The 21,598-nt window shown below is 31.9% G+C and carries 26 protein-coding genes; all 26 read left to right on the forward strand.

What is annotated here, in order from left to right; genetic code table 11:
• Positions 1 to 27 precede the first annotated feature (27 nt).
• On the forward strand, positions 28 to 486 hold the full coding sequence (locus BMY18_RS08815; RefSeq protein ID WP_092453017.1) for a GNAT family N-acetyltransferase: 459 nt from the start codon (positions 28 to 30) through the stop codon (positions 484 to 486).
• Positions 487 to 533: 47 nt separating this feature from the next.
• On the forward strand, positions 534 to 950 hold the full coding sequence (locus BMY18_RS08820; RefSeq protein ID WP_170841357.1) for a C-GCAxxG-C-C family protein: 417 nt from the start codon (positions 534 to 536) through the stop codon (positions 948 to 950).
• Positions 951 to 1,065: 115 nt separating this feature from the next.
• Positions 1,066 to 1,968 carry a LysM peptidoglycan-binding domain-containing protein gene (locus tag BMY18_RS08825; protein ID WP_092453019.1) on the forward strand — a complete coding sequence of 301 codons (903 nt, stop codon included), beginning with the start codon at positions 1,066 to 1,068 and terminating at the stop codon, positions 1,966 to 1,968.
• A 254-nt stretch (positions 1,969 to 2,222) separates the two neighbouring features.
• Entirely contained in the window at positions 2,223 to 2,576 is a 354-nt protein-coding gene (locus BMY18_RS08830; RefSeq protein ID WP_092453022.1) for a CoA-binding protein, read from the forward strand.
• A 49-nt stretch (positions 2,577 to 2,625) separates the two neighbouring features.
• Positions 2,626 to 3,516: a DUF2156 domain-containing protein gene (locus tag BMY18_RS08835; protein WP_242940998.1), complete on the forward strand. Its 891-nt coding sequence runs from the start codon at positions 2,626 to 2,628 to the stop codon at positions 3,514 to 3,516.
• A gap of 24 nt (positions 3,517 to 3,540) precedes the next feature.
• Positions 3,541 to 4,449 carry a GNAT family N-acetyltransferase gene (locus BMY18_RS08840; protein ID WP_092453027.1) on the forward strand — a complete coding sequence of 303 codons (909 nt, stop codon included), beginning with the start codon at positions 3,541 to 3,543 and terminating at the stop codon, positions 4,447 to 4,449.
• A gap of 232 nt (positions 4,450 to 4,681) precedes the next feature.
• Positions 4,682 to 5,287, forward strand: a complete 606-nt coding sequence (locus tag BMY18_RS08845; protein WP_092453030.1) for a hypothetical protein — start codon at positions 4,682 to 4,684, stop codon at positions 5,285 to 5,287.
• 269 nt (positions 5,288 to 5,556) lie between these two features.
• Positions 5,557 to 5,988, forward strand: coding sequence for a hypothetical protein (locus BMY18_RS08850; protein WP_092453033.1), 432 nt, complete (start codon positions 5,557 to 5,559; stop codon positions 5,986 to 5,988).
• A 40-nt stretch (positions 5,989 to 6,028) separates the two neighbouring features.
• Positions 6,029 to 6,334: a DUF2500 family protein gene (locus BMY18_RS08855; protein WP_092453036.1), complete on the forward strand. Its 306-nt coding sequence runs from the start codon at positions 6,029 to 6,031 to the stop codon at positions 6,332 to 6,334.
• Positions 6,335 to 6,570: 236 nt separating this feature from the next.
• Positions 6,571 to 7,326 carry an exodeoxyribonuclease III gene (locus BMY18_RS08860; protein ID WP_092453039.1) on the forward strand — a complete coding sequence of 252 codons (756 nt, stop codon included), beginning with the start codon at positions 6,571 to 6,573 and terminating at the stop codon, positions 7,324 to 7,326.
• 48 nt (positions 7,327 to 7,374) lie between these two features.
• Entirely contained in the window at positions 7,375 to 7,860 is a 486-nt protein-coding gene (locus BMY18_RS08865; protein ID WP_170841358.1) for a flavodoxin family protein, read from the forward strand.
• 212 nt (positions 7,861 to 8,072) lie between these two features.
• Positions 8,073 to 8,510, forward strand: a complete 438-nt coding sequence (locus BMY18_RS08870) for a YjdF family protein (RefSeq protein ID WP_408645024.1) — start codon at positions 8,073 to 8,075, stop codon at positions 8,508 to 8,510.
• A 459-nt stretch (positions 8,511 to 8,969) separates the two neighbouring features.
• The gene (metF, locus tag BMY18_RS08875) at positions 8,970 to 9,830 is read left to right on the forward strand and encodes a methylenetetrahydrofolate reductase [NAD(P)H] (protein WP_092453045.1); all 861 of its coding nucleotides are present in this window, start codon (positions 8,970 to 8,972) and stop codon (positions 9,828 to 9,830) included.
• Between the two features lie 25 nt (positions 9,831 to 9,855).
• The gene (locus BMY18_RS08880) at positions 9,856 to 10,317 is read left to right on the forward strand and encodes a flavodoxin family protein (protein ID WP_092453048.1); all 462 of its coding nucleotides are present in this window, start codon (positions 9,856 to 9,858) and stop codon (positions 10,315 to 10,317) included.
• Positions 10,318 to 10,422: 105 nt separating this feature from the next.
• The gene (locus BMY18_RS08885) at positions 10,423 to 10,623 is read left to right on the forward strand and encodes a hypothetical protein (RefSeq protein WP_092453051.1); all 201 of its coding nucleotides are present in this window, start codon (positions 10,423 to 10,425) and stop codon (positions 10,621 to 10,623) included.
• A gap of 233 nt (positions 10,624 to 10,856) precedes the next feature.
• Positions 10,857 to 13,040 (forward strand): bifunctional mannitol-1-phosphate dehydrogenase/phosphatase, encoded by a 2,184-nt coding sequence (gene mtlD, locus BMY18_RS08890; protein ID WP_092453054.1) that lies wholly within the window; start codon positions 10,857 to 10,859, stop codon positions 13,038 to 13,040.
• Positions 13,041 to 13,055: 15 nt separating this feature from the next.
• Positions 13,056 to 13,718, forward strand: a complete 663-nt coding sequence (locus BMY18_RS08895) for an NUDIX hydrolase (RefSeq protein WP_092453057.1) — start codon at positions 13,056 to 13,058, stop codon at positions 13,716 to 13,718.
• A 123-nt stretch (positions 13,719 to 13,841) separates the two neighbouring features.
• A complete protein-coding gene (locus tag BMY18_RS08900; RefSeq protein WP_092453060.1) occupies positions 13,842 to 14,858 on the forward strand; it encodes an SPFH domain-containing protein in 1,017 nt (338 codons plus the stop codon).
• 2 nt (positions 14,859 to 14,860) lie between these two features.
• Entirely contained in the window at positions 14,861 to 15,799 is a 939-nt protein-coding gene (locus BMY18_RS08905) for a diacylglycerol kinase catalytic domain-containing protein (RefSeq protein ID WP_207647440.1), read from the forward strand.
• A 364-nt stretch (positions 15,800 to 16,163) separates the two neighbouring features.
• Positions 16,164 to 17,111 (forward strand): hydroxyacid dehydrogenase, encoded by a 948-nt coding sequence (locus BMY18_RS08910; RefSeq protein WP_092453066.1) that lies wholly within the window; start codon positions 16,164 to 16,166, stop codon positions 17,109 to 17,111.
• 100 nt (positions 17,112 to 17,211) lie between these two features.
• The gene (locus BMY18_RS08915) at positions 17,212 to 17,604 is read left to right on the forward strand and encodes a hypothetical protein (RefSeq protein ID WP_092453069.1); all 393 of its coding nucleotides are present in this window, start codon (positions 17,212 to 17,214) and stop codon (positions 17,602 to 17,604) included.
• A 71-nt stretch (positions 17,605 to 17,675) separates the two neighbouring features.
• Positions 17,676 to 18,176, forward strand: coding sequence for a hypothetical protein (locus BMY18_RS08920; protein WP_092453072.1), 501 nt, complete (start codon positions 17,676 to 17,678; stop codon positions 18,174 to 18,176).
• 44 nt (positions 18,177 to 18,220) lie between these two features.
• Positions 18,221 to 19,099, forward strand: coding sequence for a hypothetical protein (locus BMY18_RS08925; protein WP_092453075.1), 879 nt, complete (start codon positions 18,221 to 18,223; stop codon positions 19,097 to 19,099).
• A gap of 131 nt (positions 19,100 to 19,230) precedes the next feature.
• Positions 19,231 to 19,707, forward strand: a complete 477-nt coding sequence (locus tag BMY18_RS08930; protein ID WP_092453078.1) for an LURP-one-related/scramblase family protein — start codon at positions 19,231 to 19,233, stop codon at positions 19,705 to 19,707.
• Between the two features lie 15 nt (positions 19,708 to 19,722).
• Positions 19,723 to 20,061 carry an MmcQ/YjbR family DNA-binding protein gene (locus BMY18_RS08935; protein ID WP_330385967.1) on the forward strand — a complete coding sequence of 113 codons (339 nt, stop codon included), beginning with the start codon at positions 19,723 to 19,725 and terminating at the stop codon, positions 20,059 to 20,061.
• Positions 20,062 to 20,138: 77 nt separating this feature from the next.
• Complete coding sequence (locus BMY18_RS08940; RefSeq protein WP_092453085.1) at positions 20,139 to 21,428, forward strand: LysM peptidoglycan-binding domain-containing protein; 1,290 nt, start codon at positions 20,139 to 20,141, stop codon at positions 21,426 to 21,428.
• Positions 21,429 to 21,598: the final 170 nt, after the last annotated feature.

Here is a 21,598-nt window from a genome sequence, read left to right on the forward strand (position 1 = left end):
TAAGAATAAATAAGTGGGGGAAATGTTATGAAAATAATATATGCTGATGGCTGTAATCCAGATTTTATTATATTGTGTCATATGTTAGATACTTACCTTAATCATATCGTTGGTTGCGAGGAGAATCGTTTACAGTACATACAATATAATAAGTTAGAAGATATTCATGATGTCATTATTGTTTATGATGAGGCTATACCAATTGGATGTGCCAGTTTCAAATTATTTGGAAATGATATAGCAGAAGTAAAACGAGTATTTATAAAAGAAGAATATCGTGGAAAAGGTATTTCAAAGGAACTTTTAAACCTCATAGAGGAACGGGCAAAAGAAAAGGGATTTAAAAAACTCATTTTGGAATCGGGCGAACCACTTGTTCAAGCTATGAGTTTATATAAAAAGTCTGGATACGTGATAATTGAAAATTATGGACAGTACAAATGTATGAAGGATTCAATTTGTATGGGGAAGACAATTATTTCTTGAGAAAAAAATAATGAAATAAAATAATGAATCGGAGGAATTTTAATCAAATGAGTATACAATCTAAGGAAGCAAAAGAATTATTTTTAGAGGGTTATAATTGTTCACAAGCAGTGCTCGCAACTTTTAGTGAAAAATATGGTTTGCCAAAAATACAAGCATTCAGCATTGCTTGTGGCTTTGGAGGCGGAGTACGTGCAGGAGAAATATGCGGTGCTGTTTCAGGAGCTGTTATTGTTATAGGACTGAAATATGGTGCTGATAAGATAGCATGTTATGAAAAGACAGTTGAGTTCAACAATGCATTTAAACAGAAGAACGGCTATATTGTCTGTCGCGATTTACTTGGATATGATATATCTACAGAAGTAGGAATGAATACAGCAAAGGAAAAAGGACTTTTCAAGACAACTTGTGTTGATATGGTTACGAATGCTGTAGAAATATTAGAGGAACTGGGTTATTAGTCTATCAAAAATTATTCGTAAAATAGTTTAATGAAACCGTCTATAAATCGAACAATATAGAGTGAAATACATAAGATAAATATGAAAGCTTATAAATAAATGTGGAGAATTAGCTATGCAACGTTATAAAATACAACCGAATGATAATTTGTTAAGTATAGCAGAAAGATCAGGGATTACACTTTCACAACTATTAGAAGTAAACGAACAGATTAGTAATCCGGACATGATTTATGTTGGAGAAAAAATAGATATACCAGAATATCAGTATATTGTACTTCCAGGGGATAATCTATATAAAATAGCACAGCTCTTTGGTATTCCAATTGAATTATTAATAGCAGCAAATCCTCAAATTTCAAATCCGTATAGTTTAACGGTGGGACAAGAAATCATTATTCCTAAAATGCAAATGCCAATGACTGCACCTAGGCAATTAGACACATTGGAATCGAATTTAGAGGATATAATCGATGATATTAATAACAATGATTGGCAAAAAGCTACAATTAAAATGAACGAAATATATAACAACTTTTATGTGTTAAAGCCTATGCTACAGGCACACATGATTTCGAAAGATATTATTACGAATATGGAAAATGAAATCATTAAGTTACAAAGTGCAGTAGAATCAAAAAATGCATATCAAACAAAAGTTCATGCCAATCTTATAACTGGGTATATTCCAGATATACTGGATTTTTACAAAGTTGAAATTCCAACGGATGTTCCTAGATTGGAATATTTAGGAAGAGCCATTATTTTAGATATAGAAAATAATGACTGGGATTCGGCAAATGCAAATTTTCAAAAGGCTAATAAGATATGGGATGTATTACAAACAAAATTAAATAATACGTATATTGATTTAATCAATTACGGTAATCAAATAATAAGTATTTTGAAGCAATCTATCATTAGTAAAGATGCGAAGAAAACAACAAGTATCTTAATAGATTTACTGAATAAAATTGATGCTTTAAAAGCAAAGATTAATGTACAAATGAATAATTAGTATGATTTAAGAGGTTGGCAGAACCACATCTAGCAGGTGGTGACTACCAGCCTTTTAATTATATTATTATAAACAATTACTTTAATACATTGACACACTTTTCCTATTCTGTTAAGGTATATTTTACTGTAAGTATTTAAACTTACGAAATGAAAGTTATCTTATAATTTGGGAATACTATAGCGGTGATACAAATAAGCATATCAAAAAAGAATGCGGCTTGAGACAAAAACTGTTATATAGGGAGTAAATAAATGGATTTAAAAGAAGTGATGAGTCAAAAAACATTTGCAGTAGTTGGAGATACTCTTAATGAAGAAAAATATGCTTACAAAATAAAAATGCAATTACTAGAGAAAGGATATCAAGTATTTAGTGTTGGAAAAGAATTAAGTTCAATCAATGATATATCGGAAGAAATAGATATTATTGATTTATGTATTCACCCGGTAAAAGGATTAAAACTACTTCAAGAGTGTGAGAAGTCTTTCAAATGTATTTTGATTCAACCAGGAGCAGAGAGTGAAGAAATTCTATCTTATTTGCAGGAAAACAAACTTCCTTACATAGAAGGATGTATATTAGTAGGTCTAAGGCTTTATTCATAATAATGAATATTAAGCGATTATAAATGAAAAATACAACGAGGTACAGATAGTGGAAAATTTTAAAAAAATAACTTTAGAAGATAGAGATATCATATCAAAATATTTAAGCTTTAATAAATACAATGCATGTGATTATAGCGTAGGAAATCTGGTTTTATGGTCATCGGTATACAACACCCATTTTACAGTTGCAGGGGATATGCTTTTTATAAGATTTTTAAGAGGTGAGGATGTTTATTTTTCATTTCCAATTGGAAATGGAGACTTGAAACAGGCTTTTGAGTGGATGCTTGCATATTGTGAGGAACAAAACATTAAATTTCAAATGAATATTATTGAACCGGATATGTTTGAAGAGATTGAAAAAATATATCCTGGCAAATTTGCAATTACTTATCTTAGAGATAGTGCAGATTATGTATATAACATAGAAGATTTGAAAAATCTTTCTGGGAAAAAATATCATGGAAAGAAAAATCACATCAATAAATTTTTGAATTTAAATGATGAATGGACATATGAAGCAATTTCAGATGAAAATACGCAAGAATGCATTGAAATGGTCAGAGAATGGTGTATTCAGAATGGTTGCGGTGAGGATAAGGCCAAATTAGCAGAGATTTGTGTAGTTATAAATGGACTTAAGAATAGAAAAGAACTTAATCTGACTGGTGGTATTATAAAGACAGCAAAACGTATTGTTGCACTGACTATGGGTGAAAGATTATCGAATGATACTTTTGTGATTCATTTTGAAAAGGCATTTTCAGATGTGGACGGGGCATATCCAATGATTAATCAGCAGTTTATTATTCATGAGCTTGCAGATTATACTTATGTGAATAGAGAAGAAGATATGGGAATAGAAGGATTAAGAAGAGCAAAAGAATCTTATAAACCTGTATTTATGGCAGAAAAAGGTATTCTTACTAAAAAATAAATCGTTCGATGGAGGTTGTAATCAATGATTTCGTATGGCAAGTATGAATATATACCAGCACTTAAAATTATGTGGCATAAAATTTTTGGGGACAGTGAAAGTTACTTGAACTCTTTTTTTGGTAAGGTTTATAAGGATGAAAATACATTAGTCGATATTGAAAATGGAAATGTGGTATCGGTTCTTTTTATGATTCCATATAAATTCATAGCAAATGGAAAAGAGACTAAAATCGTATACCTCTATGCGCTCGCAACGGACCCAGCATACAGAGGTAGAAAGATAATGGCTAAACTTATACAGAAGTCATTAGACTTAAGCGCTAAGAGAGGATATGCGCTATCTGTGCTTATTCCAGCGGATGATTCCTTGTTTGAATATTATAGACAATTTGGATTTGAAGAATATTTTGAACGTGTATTGATTACAAAGACAATTGCGGACATCGATAAAGAGCAAACAAATAAAGAGCAAACAAATAAAGGGTTTAAGATCCAGGAAATTGGAAATACATCGATGAAACTTGTTAAGGCAGATGCAGAACAGATTTGGGCTGCTTATTCTCATAGTGAGATTTTTGCCTCTGAAGGTATCATCTTGTCAAAAGAGCAAAATGAATATTACATTGAAGAGCTAAAAAGTGAAGGTGGACAGGCCTATGTCTTTAAAATGTCTGGAGATAAAGATGGATATGCGCTTTTACAATTAAGAGACAATAATCTATTAGTTTTAGAAACAAATGTAGATGCTAATAACTTGAAATTATTTTATGAGGCACTTTATAGATTATATAAATTTGAAGCAGTAACATTTTACCAGCCGATTTGTTTTGATGAAGCAGAAATCAAACCTTACAAAAAATCATTTGCTATGGCAAAGAGCTTAAATGGAATTAATGTGAAAGACCCATTTATTAATAGAGTTTTGATGTAAATAAATTAAATTCACATTATTATTTTTGTTAATATTTAGAAAAACATGCCGATGTATATATTAAGCTATGGAAAGCGTTTAAATCAAAGGATTGATTCTTTGGTTTAAGTGCTTTTTTGAGTTTAGAGATAGTTTAGAATACAAAATAATAAGGTAGTCTGCGGAGAAAAGGTTGAATATGACGAATTAAGAGATTCGGTTGCATCTTTAAACCACAGGGATGGAGGGAACAATGGTATTAGCAGGGGTAGGAGATATGAAGAAGTACGATAGCACAAAAATTCCACAAGGGTTAATCAGTAGTGAAAGTTTTATTGGTACAATGTCGGCAGCATCAACTCAGGTAGAAAATCAAGCAAAGGGTGATTTCTTAAGTATTACGATGGTTCCAAAACCAGGTACAAATATTTCTTATGGGGTCGTAGCCGCATATGCAAAGGAATCTACATCGAAAAATCCAATCATTAACGTTACAACCAATTATGATGGAAAAACAGTATCTTATAATATAAATGTGAATGAGGTTGATCCTAATCAGGCGTCAAGATTGGAAATGTTTGCATTATGTGCATATGCAGATGATGTAGGAACCGGTGACAAAAGTACGTTTGGGACCTATCAAACATTACGTACTTATCAAGAAATGGCGAAATATAATGGATATATTTCATCAGACTCTGAAGGTGACACACTGGAACAATTTAAAAACGCAAAATCTAATTGGGTTAATATGAGTCAGAAAGTGATGGATTTGCTATACAAATGTAATGATTTGGCTCAATATAACAAAGGGATGAGTATCATGAATTTGTTCTCTGATTACCCCAAAGTGGTGTGAGCGATTATATGAAACATATTGTAACGTCAAAGGATACAGCGAGTCAATTTAGCTATCATATCATTCGGATAGCTCCAAATAAAAGTATAAGGAATCATGTTCATGAAAAACGGATATATAACAACCTAATCATTAGATACATGTGTGCCAGTCTTGAAGACGATAAAACGACACTTTAAATCCTCATTTGTATGGTTGGTAGATTTCATATTTTCTTATATATTCGATATGTTAATATAATGATATTAAATTATGAGAGGGGAATAAATATGATTTGTCCAAAATGTGGAACAGAGAATGAAGACTGGTCGGGATATTGTTATCAGTGTAAAAAACGGTTAAAGCCAATAAAATTTGGTAAAGCAACATTATTTGGAATAATATTATGCATACTAGAGAGTGGAGCAATTTTTTTATTACAACTGAATTCAGGATTACGAAAAATAAACAGTTTTAGTATGATAAGTAAGATCGAGTTTATTTGTGTGTTAGGATGTATGTTATTGTCATTGATTGGAATGATTGTTTTATTGGCGGCAAAAAAGAAACGCGGAATTATTATTTCGGAATTATCATGGCTTGCTTTTTTGGGATTCAATATTTTTATGGGAGGTTCACCAATCGCCTCAACGGCGCTACTTCTTCCGGTGCTTGGAATAAGGGTTTCATTGATATCGGTCTGGAAGGATATGACAGTGTAATATATTAATTCATTGTGACGAATGTGGGGAGGAATATTGTATGAATTTACATAAAAAAAAACAACAAGAAGTGATACTTGTTTCTAAAGTTATAGAAGATTATCATGGGGCTACTGCATCATATACGGTTCCAGAAATTAAAGGAACGGCGCCGTGGGCAGGAAATGATGGCTGTTTGTATAAATTTTATTTTACAACCGTTTCTAAGCGTAAAAATTTGCAGTTTTCAGTAACAAGAGAACATTTTAATACCATTCAGGAATCGGAACAGGGTATTCTGGAATACAAAGGGAAAAAATTCTTTTCTTTTATTAAAAAGCAATATATAGTAGAAGAAAGTAGATAATTTGTTTTTGTTTGGAATTAAGTCATGGCGAAAAATTTAATATATTAAAGGGAAAATATGTTTGATTCAGAATATTGTAATGTACAATTAATATGGAAGATAAAGTGGTTCTTTTGACTTGGAAATAATTTTGCAATGGTCAAAATTATAGGAATCCCGTGAACTATAGTTAAGTTTGTGAATGTATGTGTGATTTTATGTTTAAATAAGATAATAAATGTGATTGAGGTGCTTATATGAAACTAATATCTTGGAATGTAAATGGAATAAGAGCTTGTGTACAGAAAAAATTCTTGGAATTCTTCCATGAAATAGATGCTGACATTTTTTCTATTCAAGAGAGCAAAATGCAGGCGGGACAACTTGTGTTAGAGTTAGAGGGATATTATCAATATTGGAATTATGCTGAGAAAAAGGGCTATTCAGGAACTGCAATATTTTCAAAAAAAGAAGCTATTTCAGTTAATTATGGTATCGGAATTGATGAACATGATAAAGAAGGAAGAGTAATCACGCTGGAGTTTGAAGATTTCTATATGGTTAATGTTTATACTCCAAATTCACAAAATGAATTAGCTCGTTTGGACTATCGAATGAGATGGGAAGATGATTTTAAATGTTATTTAAAGACATTAGAAGAGAAAAAACCAGTAATTGTATGTGGTGATTTGAATGTAGCACATAAGGAAATAGACTTAAAAAACCCAAAAGCGAACAGGAAGAATGCTGGATTTTCAGATGAAGAGAGAGAAAAGATTAGTGATTTACTCGATGCTGGATTTATTGACTCATTTCGATATTTTTTCCCTGAGCAAACGGATATCTACTCCTGGTGGTCCTATAGATTTAGTGCTAGAGCGAATAATGCAGGATGGAGAATTGATTATTTCTTAACTTCAGAATCGTTACAGGATAAATTATTGGGGGCTAAAATCCATTCAGATGTTTTGGGGTCAGACCATTGTCCGGTAGAATTGAGTATAGCATTATAGTTAAGTATGTGAACATAGATGAAAAAATATGAAGAAATGAGGGAGACTATGAAAAAGTTAATTGTATATTATTCGTTAGAAGGCAATACGGAGTTAATAGCGGGCAAGATTTTGAAGTATCTTGAAGCGGATGTGATTCGACTAATTCCAAAGAAAGAGTATCCAAAAGGAAATTTTAAAAAGTACATTTGGGGAGGAAGGAGTGCGACGTTTGGAGAAAAGCCAAAATTAGAGGACTATTCATTTGTAGCGGAAGATTATGACGTAATTATTATTGGAACGCCTATATGGGCAGGAACATTTGCACCACCAATTAAAACTTTTCTGGCAGATAACAAAATAAGTGGCAAAGATATTTATCTTTATACTTGTGGTGCTGGTGATGCAACCGATAAGTTTTTTGACAAATATAAAAGTGTTTTAAAGGATAATCAAATTGTAGATACAATCAGCTTTGTTGAACCTTTAAAAAATAAAATTAGTAATATAGATGAAAAAATTAAGGAATTCTGTGAGAAGATAAAGCATATATAATCAGAAAAATTGAAGACAACAGGTAATTAAAATAAATTATAAAAAAATCGTAAAGATTCATTTGCCAATTCAATCATAATTTAATATAATAATAAAACTAAGATAAAAACACGGTCCGGTAGGTAGTCCGGGCGCAATATAATATATTGTCAGTAACCTGCCTCCTTGGTTGTCCATTCTTTGTTCATTAATTTTTTAAAGGAGGGATATTAATGAACAATGAATTAAAGACTGAGTTGAATTCTGTAAAGTTACAGGTATTCTTTGAAGGGCAATTTTGGATTGGTGTTTTTGAGCGACTATATGATGGGAAATTATCTGTATGTAGGGTGATTTTTGGACCGGAGCCAAAAGATTATGAAATTCTAGAATTTATTTTAGAGAATTACTATAACGTTAGATTTAGTCCGGCTGTTGAATCAGATGTAGTGGTAAAGGAGAAAATAAATCCGAAACGTTTGCAAAGAGATATTAAAAAACAAGTTCAGAATGTTGAAATTGGAACAAAGTCTCAGCAAGCATTAAAACTTCTACAAGAAGAAAACAAATTTATTAGAAAAATTCGGACTCGTGAACAGAAGGAAGAAGAGAAAGAATTCCAATTTGAATTGAAAAAGCAAAAAAGAAAAGAGAAACATAAGGGCAGGTAGGAGTATAGTTGCATCCTTAAGAAGGATGAATTTACTTTATCTGAAAGGAGAAGCGTGCTTCTCCTTTTTTTTATATAAAATAGTAAAGAAATTGAAATAATCAATCATAATCCAAATGTTTTCATGGGATATTCTGATACTACAACAACAGAACTGAAGTATTTCCAAAACTTGAGAATTTTAAAGATTCTTTCTTAGCATTATGAAGAATAAAATAATTCCAATATGATTTGGCATATGGTATAGTAAAGGAAATATTAGTAAGAAACGAAAAATATTAACGTTATTACAAAAGCCATAATAAATTGTCATGTTTTAGGAATTATCATACCAATACTACCAGCCTTATTACTTGATCCAATTGGTGGTATTTTGCCAATGGGCTATTCTTTTTCAACAAGAACTCTATTGTAAGAAATACCATTTGTGTTGTAATTAATTGCAGAAATGAGGAAGATTATGAAAATTGATTCCATTTTCAAGAAGAAAAAACCAATACTGTCCTTTGAAATATTTCCACCCAAAAAGGAAATAGCGCTATTAAATATTGATGAGACCTTGAAAAGCCTAAGTGAATTGAATCCAGATTTTATAAGTGTAACCTTTGGGGCCGGTGGAACTACAACGAATAATTCAACGGTGGAAATCGCAAAAAAGATTAAACATGAATATAATATTGAGCCATTGGTACATTTGACATGTATAAATTATAGTAAAGCCGAGATTTGCGACATTTTAGAACAGCTTAACGACGCAGAAATCAAAAATATATTGGCGTTGCGTGGAGATATTAATCCTGAATTCCCAAGAAAAAATGATTTTACATATGCAAGTGATTTGGTTTCATTTATAAAACAATATGGCGACTTTTGCATTAGTGGTGCTTGTTATCCAGAATCTCACATCGAGGCAAAAAATGTTTCGGAAGATATTTTGAACTTGAAGAAAAAGACTGATAATGGTGTAAGTCATTTAATATCACAATTGTTTTTTGATAATAATCTGTTTTATAGTTTTAATAATAAAGTTAGAGTTGCAGGAGTAAATGTTCCTATAGAAGCAGGAATTATGCCAGTTATTAATAAAACGCAGATAGATAAAATGATTTCTTTGTGTGGTGCATCTTTACCAACAGACTTAAGAAAGATGATTCAAAAACATGAAAATAACTGTGATGCATTATTTGATGCAGGAATTGAATATGCAATTGATCAGATAAAAGATTTATTGGAACATGATGTAGAAGGTATTCATATATTTACAATGAATAATCCTATCGTAGCTAGAAAAATCTGCGAAGGAATTAGGCCATTATTATAAATTTAAAAAATCGGAGGAAATTAAAATGAACATAGGAATTATTGTACATTCTCATACAGGAAATACACTTTCAGTTGCAGAAAAAATCAAAGAAAAATTTATAGCAGAAGGACATTTGGTGACTTTAGAACAGGTGATTGCAGTAAACGAGGATCCTGGCGCCGCTGCAAATGTTGAACTAAAGACGATTCCGGACATCACAGGATATGATATGATTATTTTTGGTGCACCAGTGCGGGCCTTTTCATTATCACCAGTTATGTTACTTTATTTAAATCAATTGTCATCACTTCAAGGCAAGAAGATTAGCTGCTTTGTTACTCAGCAACTTCCATTCACCTGGTTGGGTGGAAACAGATCCATAAAACAAATGAAAAAAGCTGTAATTGCAAAAAAAGGAACTGTTAATGAAACTGGGGTTGTGAATTGGTCTAGTAAAAATCGTGAAGATTTGATTACGGATTTCATCAATAAGCTGGCAAAATAACTATAAAAGCGATTCGACCAAAAGAAGGGAATAGCTTTATACGCACATTTGCGATATAATATAATAGTTAGTACGTGAATATGTTCCAAAAGAGAGGTTTAATCTATGAAATGTTTGATTTTACATAATGAAGAAATATCAGAAGAAGATTGCAAAATTGTAACGGTTGAGTCATATAATGAAAAGTGGGGTAAGTTACTGCCAAAGAAATGCAAAAGGATTGCAGGATGGAACTGGATTTGCAAGAATTGCGCATATCATAAAAAACCTGAAAATGCAAAGAAAGCGAAATACTTTAATTATTAATAAAGGAAAAAATTAGTTGAACATTGGCAGAGGCTGATGTTCATTTTTTTGCATCAAGATTTATGTTAAATAGTATCACGGATAGTAACGAATGCCAAACATATTTTATGAAGCATAATGAATAATTCAGGCTCCATATTGTACATATTAAAGATATGCAAAGTTGACTTGATTTTTAATTTCATCTATACTATACAAATTAACACTATGAACATTCATAGTAAGGAGGAAGTATGATTTTCGAAAATAAGATATTTGAAGCGGCTATATTTGATATGGACGGAACGATGTTTGATACAGAGAAACTAAGATTTAAGATGCTAAAAGAGGCATCTTATGAACTTTATAATGAAGAGATTCTTGATTCTATACTTTTTGATTCATTGGGCATCAGCGCTGTTAATGGAGAAATTTTGGCCAAGAAGTATTATGGAGAGGAATATCCCTACAAGGAAATTCGTGAACGGGCTGATAATTTGGAAAGACAATATGTACGTGAAAATGGTGTTCCGGTAAAGGATGGTCTATACAATCTTTTGGAACGATTGAAGAAAAATCATATATTTATTGCTTTGGCAACCTCAAGCAGACGAGAAATCGCCGAAGAATATCTAATAAGGGCAAAGGTTTTACGATATTTTGATATCCTTGTTTGTGGTGATGAGGTGGAGAATGGGAAACCAGATCCAGAAATATTTATAAAAGCTGCAAGTGAATTAAGTTGCGATCCATCTAATTGTTTGATCTTTGAAGATTCGGAAAATGGTATTTTAGCTGCATCTGCTTCTGGTGGTATGCCCATTTTCATTAAGGATATCAAGGATATCAGCGAAAGCACTAAGAAATTGGCATTTAAATCTTATCATGATATATCTGGATTTGTGGAGGATATTATCCCACTTACACACAAATTCCCCGTTCCCGATCTAAATGAACAGTTTCCGTTTAGTCAGGATCATATAATCGCTGGAATTCATGGGTTTGGTGCAATTGGCGGAGGTTATTTGGCTCAGATATTTTCACATTGGGACGGTTATACAAGACCATACCAGATTATTGGTGCAACCCGAAATGAAGCTCTGCGCCAAGTAGTAAATTCAATTGGTAAATACAGTATAAAATTTGAAAGCCTTGCTTACTTTCAAACAATTGAAGATATCCATTTGATTGATATTCAAGACAACGAAGAAGTTATTAAAATGTATGAAGTGTCTAAAATAATTGGTATATCACTTCCTGAATCGGCTATTCGTTTACAAGCAAATGTCATCGCAAAGGGGCTTCTGAATCGCTACGAGAAGGAATTGGAGCCACTTACAATATTGATTATTATGAATAAAATCAATCCCGGTCGCTTCGTTAGAACGCATGTAATGAATGCTTTAAAAACAATTACGGATGAAAAAACTGCAACTGCAGTAATAAAGAATACGTATTTTTGCGAAACAGTAGTGAATCGAATGGTTTCTGCAATACCTTATGAGGTTATCATTGAAAAACTGCAGAATAATATTCAGAATCTTCATCGTAATATATTTCAATATTCTGATGATTTAAAGAAATTATTTGAATTTTCGCAGGTTTATCATGATGATGAATATTTGAAAAATGGAAAACGAAGAAAAAAGAGAACTAAAAATGCAATTTACGATATTAGTAATTTCGAAAATTTCTATGCTGTTTCCAAGTTTGCAAATGAACTTACAGATTTAAATGTAACATTGTTTAGTTCCGAACCGGATATGCCGCTTTTCGCAAGTAATAGTAGTCCTTTACTTTCTACGCTTCGACAGATAGTAGTAATTGATGATATTAAATCAATGCAGGAGATAAAAAATAAATTATCCAATGGGACTCATGCAATTATAGCTTGGTATTCTAGATTGCTAGGATATAATAGTATCGGTCAGGGGATGGGCGATATCCGCGTTGAAAAATTAGCACTAAATATTATGAAATCTGAGATTAAGCCTGCCTTATTAATAGAAAATCCTGATTTTCAAAAGTATATCACTTCATTTATCACTAATTTTATTAAACGTTGCCGCATTTCATTCAATGATAAATGTTCTAGAGTTGGCAGAGACCCTCTTCGTAAATTACAAAATGGTGAACGTATTATAGGTGCAATCCAATTAGCACAGAAATATCAAATATCAACGAAAAATCTCGAGTTTGGCGTAGCATGTGCCATTCTTTATTCCATCCGATTTGCGACGGGTAATAATACGGAAGCGGGAAAAGTGAAAGAGCTTTACGAAAAAAATCATACTGTAGCTGATATCTTAACCTACAGCGGCGATTACAATAAGTCAAAATATCCAGGCCTAGATTTAGAACAGAATCGTGAACTGATAGATCGAATACAAGAGATATTCAACAGAATCGAAGTCGAAATCCCTATAATAATTGATTGATTACAGGAGGGGTTTATGCAATTATCAACATTATGTTATATAGAACAAGATGGAAAATATCTTATGCTTCATAGAACCAAGAAAGCCAATGACCAGAGCCATGACAAATGGCTTGGTATAGGCGGCAAGTTTGAAGCGGATGAAAGCCCAGAGGACTGTCTTCTTCGTGAGGTAAAGGAAGAGACAGGCTTAACATTAATGGATTATAATTTCCGTGGAATTGTCACATTTATTTCAGATGAATGGGAAACAGAATATATGCACTTATTTACAGCAACAGGATTTCAAGGTGAATTAATAGAGTGCGATGAAGGTAAGCTTGAATGGATTGATAAAACGGAAGTTTTAGCGCTTAACATATGGGAAGGTGATAAGATATTTTTAAAACGCCTGAATGGCAATAAAGAATTCTTTTCATTAAAGCTAGAATATCGTGGGGATATGCTCATAAAATCAATAATGCAGGATTCAAACGATGCAAAGAACGAGAAAAATAATTTGCTTGGATATGAACGTATGTACCGAGAATTGAAGCAGTCTCAGGTCAAAGTCATAGCCGATATGGCAGATTTAAAGGCAAAAGGCAAGACCAATTCCGTTACTTATAAACAGCTCATGGTAAAGAAACTGAATAATCAAAGTATTATATCAATGATTGAAATATATGTTTCTTACTAGGCCAATCTTTGCTTTTTTAGAGGATATTATATTGTACATGAAATATTTTAATGATATAATTGGTAAAATATAGAATTATAATTTCGTTAATTAGTTTGAATTCGATACTAGAAGGGGGCAATTATGTTCGGAATAAAGTCTGTTAAGTTTCAACCCAATGAGTATGTGTTAATGTACAGGAATGGGAAAGTAGTAAAGGAGGGTGCAGGCATTTCGCTTTATTATTTTGCACCAACTACGTCTATTGTAGTGGTACCAATTGGAAGTGTGGATGCTCCATTTATTTATGAGGAAGTTACGTCTGATTTTCAGACAGTTACTGTTCAAGGTCAGATTACATATCGTATTGTAGATCAAAAGAAAATTGCATCATTACTTAACTACTCATTAGATTTAAAGGGAAATGGATATTCATCTGATGATTACAAAAAGCTTCCACAAAGAGTTGTAAATATCGTAAGAGTATTGACTAAAAAAACACTTGAGGCATTACAATTGAAAGATGCTATTAAATCAAGTGAGGTTTTAGCAAAGGAAATATTAAATGATATTAAACAAAACGAAGAAATTAATCTACTAGGAATTGAGATCCTAGGGCTTTCCATTCTTGCAATTCTTCCAAATAAAGAAACTGCAAGGGCATTAGAGGCACAAACGAGGGAGCAAATTCTAAAACTTGCAGATGAAGCTATTTATGTAAGACGCAATGCCTCGATTGATCAGGAACGAGCTATAAAAGAAAATGAATTTAATACAGATATCGCTGTTGAAAACAAGAAAAAACAAGTAAGAGAAACAGAATTAGAGACAGAAAAAGCTGTTCAGGTTATGCAAAATCAACTAAAAAAAGATCAATTGAAGTTTGATATTGTATTAGAAGAAGATAGAAAGAATCTGATAGAAATATCTGTTGAAAATTCAAAAACGGAAGCAGATTTAAAAGCTTACGAATTATCAGCAATTATGAAGGTACTTGAAACCATCAATCCAAATATTATTCAGTCCCTTGCAAGTATTGGTATGAAACCGAACCAACTGATAGCCTTAGCATTTAATGAATTGGCTGGAAATGCAGAAAAAATTGGGCAACTTAATATTTCACCTGATTTATTACAGGAGATTATTAAGGAGAATAGATAATAATGGAACGATTAACGGAGAATAAGATTGTTATTATTAAAAGAAAAACGCGACTTGAAGATTTGATTTCAAGATATAATACAATTGAACAAGCAAAGTTTTACATAGAACATTTAGGAAGCGATTTTTCAGATTATATGAAAGAAGATGAACAATACAAAAAGGTACTAGCAACTGCAACAAATGATTTGGAATCATTAGGCAGATTGCAATTAGTTGATAGAGAGTATGTATCTAATTTTATATTTGGTGCAGATGATATCGTGATTGTAATTGGCCAAGATGGATTAGTTGCGAATACATTAAAATATCTGTCGAACCAACTTCTGATTGGTGTTAATCCTGATCCAAGAAGATGGGATGGTGTTTTACTACCTTTTGAAGTAAATGATTTGAAATTAGTTGTCCAAGATGTGATGAAGAAAAATAGACGTATCAAAGAAGTTACAATGGCAAAAGCAACGTTAAATGATGGCCAGAGTATTTACGCGGTGAATGATTTATTTATAGGTCAAAGAACACATGTATCTTCAAGATATCATATACAATTAGGTAATCAAAACGAATATCAATCTTCTAGCGGTATTATCGTATCAACAGGACTTGGCTCAACCGGATGGATGAAGAGTGTACTTTTAGGTGCCACTAGCATAGTAAATCAAATGTCAAATAAGCTAATTTGCGAACCGCAACAAAATAATCAAAACTGGAATGCGGATTACCTGTATTTTTCTGTTCGTGAGCCGTTTCCTAGTAGAATCACGAAAGCAAATATTGTCTTTGGTAAAGTTACAAATCAATGCCCGATGAAAATCTCATCACAAATGCCTGAAAATGGGGTTATATTTAGTGATGGTGTGGAAAATGATTTCTTGAATTTTAATTCTGGAATCGAGGTTACAATTACCATGGCTGAAAAAATTGGCCATTTAGTAGTTTGATGAAGTATTAAATTATATGGAAAAGAGACAGCTGACAAAGTAGTCTCTTTTTCATATAATAAGCTAGCTGACATTTGCAAAAATGCAGTTTAGCAGCGAAGAAATATATCAATTTACAAATGCTTCTACATAGAAGAAAATGCTTGTAATAACGAATAAAAAGTTATAAAATTAATACAAGTGTAAAATATTGGGGAATACTTTGCCGTAAGGAATATAAGGGTTTGTTTTATCATAATAGGAGTGGATTTTCACTGCAGGTTTCCCCAAAGAAGTCTGCAGCCTTTTTAATATATTAGCGGATATTAAAGTAAAAATATCAGAATAAGTAAAATAAAAATCTCTAATAATAGGAGTGAATTATATGAAATTTCGCGTATTGATTCCACAAGATATAACGGAACCAGGAAAAAGATATCTAGAAGAAAATAATTGTGAAATATCCATTTTAGATGATTGTTCAATAGAAAATATTTGTAAGAACATTGTAGATTGTGATGCGATTTTGACACGAACAGCTATGCTTACGCAGGAAGTGTTTGAAAGTGGAAAAAAGTTAAAGGTAATTGCAAAACATGGCGTCGGTTATGATAATGTTGATGTAGAAGCGGCTACGCGACATCATATACAGGTCTGCTACACGCCTGAGGCAAATGCAGGATCAGTTGCAGAACATACGATGGCTTTGATTTTAGCTTGTGCAAAGAAGCTTGTTTATATGAATCGGATAACAATAAATGGTCAATGGGAGCAACGTAATAGGGTACGAACGATGAATGTGGCTGGAAAAACACTAGGCATTATTGGATATGGAAGAATTGGACATCTTGTTGCAAAGGCGGCTGCTTATGGCTTTGATATGCAAATATTAGTATTTTGCCATCATCCTGGAAAGAATAATTTGCCAGATTATGTGACTGAATGCAGTGATATTAACGACATATTTAAGAAATCAGATTTTGTATCTATCCATTCGTCTTTAACAGAAGAAACAATCAAACTGGTAAATAAAGAACGGCTACAGATGATGAAAAACACTGCATTTTTAATTAATACAGCACGTGGAGGGGAGGTGGATGAAACGGCACTGTATGAGGCGCTATATAAAGGAACAATTGGGGGGGCAGGATTGGATGTTTTCGAAGAGGAACCGGCTTCAAAAGAAAATCCACTTTTTACGTTAGACAATGTAATCGTTTCTCCACATAATGCTTCACTGACACAAGAAGCTATGGATCAAATGGGTCTTGATGCAGCAAAAGGAATTATAGAAGTGCTGTATGGGAAAAAGGTTACTTGGCCAGTGAATTAAGAATATCTTGAAGGTTTAATTCAATGTTGGAAGTACAAAAAAGTATTTTGGGGAACAACAAATATGAGAAAGAAGATTTGAAAGAGATAGGGGAATGTAAATGAATAATAGGAGAATGTTTTTTACGTTAATTATGATTTTGTGTTTTTATGTAATAGCAATTCAAATGGTTTCCATAGGAAAGACTGAGGTTTTGACAGTTATATATGGAAAAGAGTTTGATGAAATACTATTGAATGGAAAAATGTCTGATGGAGCCCACAAAGGAACGATAACAAAAATAGATTATATGAAAGTACTAGACTATTCGTATGATAAAGCCACTATCTATTGTGTGAATAGAAGTGGTAGCGGCAATGTTTGTACTTATGAAAAAAATCAAGATGACTGTTGGACGGAAACAAAATGGAAAACGGTATGGTCAGTAAGTGGAAGTGATTCCGATATGATATGGCCTTATTGGTGGGATACTATATTGAATTGTGGGTTATAAGAATAATAATGATAAAATATCATTTTGAAGCTAGGTAATATTTCAGTTAAATATTGAAAGGATATTAGTAAATGCATGATTCTATAAATGTTATTAGAAATATTTTTTTGATAATATGTTTAATGGTACCAGTTATATTACCATTACTACTCGTTGTATTTAGCTATAAATGGTATAAAAAATTATTGCAAAGAGGGATTATTGCAATTATTTTACTTATTCCAATATATGGTGGACATTTTTATGTTTATTCACAAATGAATGGCATAAGTCGTTTTGATATCACTGATTTGACTTTTCTATTAGCATATTTTTTAATGAACTGTATAATTGCAATACCTGTAAAGTCGAAAAGCACTTACATCTTAACATTATCAATCTGGGGCTGTTTGAATGGAGTGTTTTATTATGAATCGTGGAAAATCCTATCATTTTCTAATGGTTGCACGAGTGGTGATCTGAATAGAAAGGTTCTATTTGTTATGCTGTTGTGGTTCGTTTTGTCAATCGTATATACCTTTAAAAGGTACAATAAATTAAAAGAATTTTTTGAAAGTAAAGTAGTAGCGTAAAGAAAATTAATTGGAATTTAGCAATATAAAAAGGAGAACAGTTATTGAACAAACAAGACTACATAAAATCCAAACCAGTCCAATCCTTTGTAGAATGGATTGCTCCAATGCTAGACACCCCCGATTCCTTCAACCACAAATATTTCTTAAAGAAGCAAAAAAGGGACTGGGAGTGCGATTCTATTTTCTGTGCATATGAAAACTACTCATGGCAATTTAAATATACGGATGAGTTCCAAAAAGAAATCAAAGGCACTAGTTTTTGTGAGTGTGAAGAAGTATTACATTCATTATCAGTCAAACTTAGGAATGGTGTAACTCAAGGAAATAATAATATATGCAAAGAAGTAAGTCGTCAAATACTACAATGGGGTGGCGTTACAAATAGAAATATTGATAAAATAGAAAATATAGAAAACATGGGACAAGAATGGTTTCTCTATTTATTGCAGACAAAAGAGCAATTCGAAAGAAATTTGGATTCAAATGAATATTTTAGAAGTGAGATTATAATGAATTCAGGATTCACTAAAATCTATTCTTTGTTAGTGGATGATTTCTTGATATATGATGGAAGATTGGGCGCAGCGTTAGGCCTTTTGGCACGCGGCTATTGTGAAGGAAAAAAATTAGAAACAATACCGGAGGAACTCCATTTCTGTTGGGGCGCAGGAAGAGAATCTATTATAAATAGTAAAGAAAAAAGTAGACGTAATCCAAGCAGTGATAAATATAGATTCGGATCGTTATATTCACCTAAAGTACATTTGGAAAATAATATCAGAGCAAATTGGATCGTGCAAGAAGTACTATGCAATACAAAATCTAAGTTTAATTGTTTAGAAGAATCAAAGAAAATGCGGGCTTTTGAATCCGCATTGTTTATGATAGGATATCATGTGAAGGATCATCTCTTCCAGTGAAAAATCGAGATATTCTATAACCAGCTGTATTGTAATATAATGGCAGAAGAGTATGGAAAATCCGTGTCACTAATTAGAATGAATAGCATTCTATAAGCTTAATTATTAAAATTTAATGGAGGTACAGAAAAATGAGGTTATTAATAAAACAGAGGGTGTTCTCATGGACGGATACCTATGATGTGTTCGATGAAAATGAGAATCCAAAATATTTTGTAAAATCAGAGTTCTTTTCTTTGGGACATAATATTCACATTTATAACGCCGCTGGAAATGTAGAAGTAGGGGCAGTACATCAAAAACTCTTTTCATTTCTGCCGCAGTTTGTAATTGAAATAAATGGAAGCACAGTAGGAACGATTCAGAAGAAATTCTCGTTTTTTAAGCCCAGTTATCAAATTGATTGTAACAACTGGAGAGTAGAAGGCGATTTCTTCGGATGGAACTATGAGATAATGAGTCCATACGCACCAATCATGCAAATTTTTAAGGAACCATTTCACTGGGGTGATACATATGTACTAGATTTCCAAAATCCAGAGGATGAATTAATGGGATTACTTCTGGTTATAGCAATTGATGCAGCAAACTGCTCAAACGACAGATAGTCGGAGGCAACAATTATGACAAAAGAAGAAGCAATCAATTACGGGCTAACGATGCCTGATTCATATGAAGATTACCCATTCCATGATTCAAACTGGGCAGTTATTCGGTGTAAAAGTAATAAAAAGATATTTGCGTTTATATTTGATAGGGAAGGATATACCTGGGTCAACGTAAAATGTACACAAGAATGGCGTGACTTTTGGAGATCTGCGTTTGAATCCGTCATTCCAGCATATCATCTGAGTAAGAAACATTGGAATTCTATCATACTTGATGATACTGTTCCCGATGTGGATGTGAAGAGAATGATAGCAGAGAGTTATGATTTGGTTAAGGGTAAAAGCAAAATATGAAGAGCAAAATTTGCTGATTAATACATATATTCTTATTATAACTCATATGATATAAAAAAATCTATATCAAGGTATATATGGAAATCTATGTGGTTCAAGAAGGCGATGATATCTATTCAATTGCAACAAAATATATGATTTCAATAGATAGATTAATACAAGAAAATGGTTTGGTTTATCCATTTGATTTAATAATAGGGCAAGCTTTAGTGATCACATACCCTAAACAAACTTACACTGTACAACAAGGAGATACATTACAAAGTATAGCCGATATGTATAATGTAAAACTTATGCAGTTATTAAGAAATAATCAATCTTTATTAAATAGAAAGTATCTATATGTTGGTGAAACGTTAGTAATAAGCTATGAAACACTCGGGAATATTGCAACAAATGGATTTGCTTATCCTTTTATCTCAAAGGAAACACTTATTAAAACATTACCTAGCCTAACCTATTTGACCATTTTTAATTATTCTACTACAGAAAAAGGTGAAATAAAAACATATTACAATAATGATGCAGAAATTATAAAAATATCAAAAGAGTATGGTGCTATTCCGCTCATGATGATAACTACGCTAGATCAACAAGGAAAGAAAAATGAAGAAATAGCATTTGAAATTTTAAATAATGAAGTATATCAAGATAACCATATCAATAATTTCTTATCTATAATTAAAATTAAAGGTTACCAAGGTATAAATATTGTTTTTAATTATTTAAATATGGATAATCAATTTATTTATGAAAAATTCATAAATAAAATAGCAAATAAAATGAAAACTGAAGAACTATTATTTTTTATTACGATTAATTATCAATCGCAAGTGAATGATGGTAAAATAGAATTAGGGAAAATAGATTATGCAAAATTAAGTACTTATGCGAATGGCTTGATATTTTTAAAGTTTGAATGGGGGTTTAATAATTTTCCACCTGCACCTGTTATCAATATTAATAATATGAAGGTATTAATTGATTATGTCATACAAGACGTTACACCCGATAAAATCAATATTAGTATACCGATAATAGGCTATGATTGGAGTCTCCCTTATATTCCTAACGAATCAGTTGCCAACTCTCTTTCGATTAATTCTGTTTTAGAGGTCGCAAATAGTAATGATACAAAAATTGAATTTGATGAAATTTCTCAAACTCCATTTTTTTATTATACCTCTTTTAGCTTAGGTGAATCTTCTGAAAATATAATATGGTTTGTTGATGCAAGAAGCATGAAAGCAGCTTTGAAACTAATTTTTGATAAGCATATTAATGGATGTGGTATATGGAATATTATGATATATAATGCTCAAGTATGGACTGTTATTAATTCTCAATTTGACGTAGTAAAATTATAATGAATTCACATTAAAGTCGTTTTACACATAAAATATATCTACCAGAGAAAAAGGCATATAAAATCAGGAGATACCTACTCTAGATTTTATATGCCTTTTATCGATTCACTATTTCATTATGAATTAGGTTGGAGAATAACAATATTTATTATGCGCTTACCTTTTTAAAT

This window comes from [Clostridium] fimetarium (genome assembly GCF_900111235.1).
GTDB lineage: Bacteria > Bacillota > Clostridia > Lachnospirales > Lachnospiraceae > Clostridium_N > Clostridium_N fimetarium.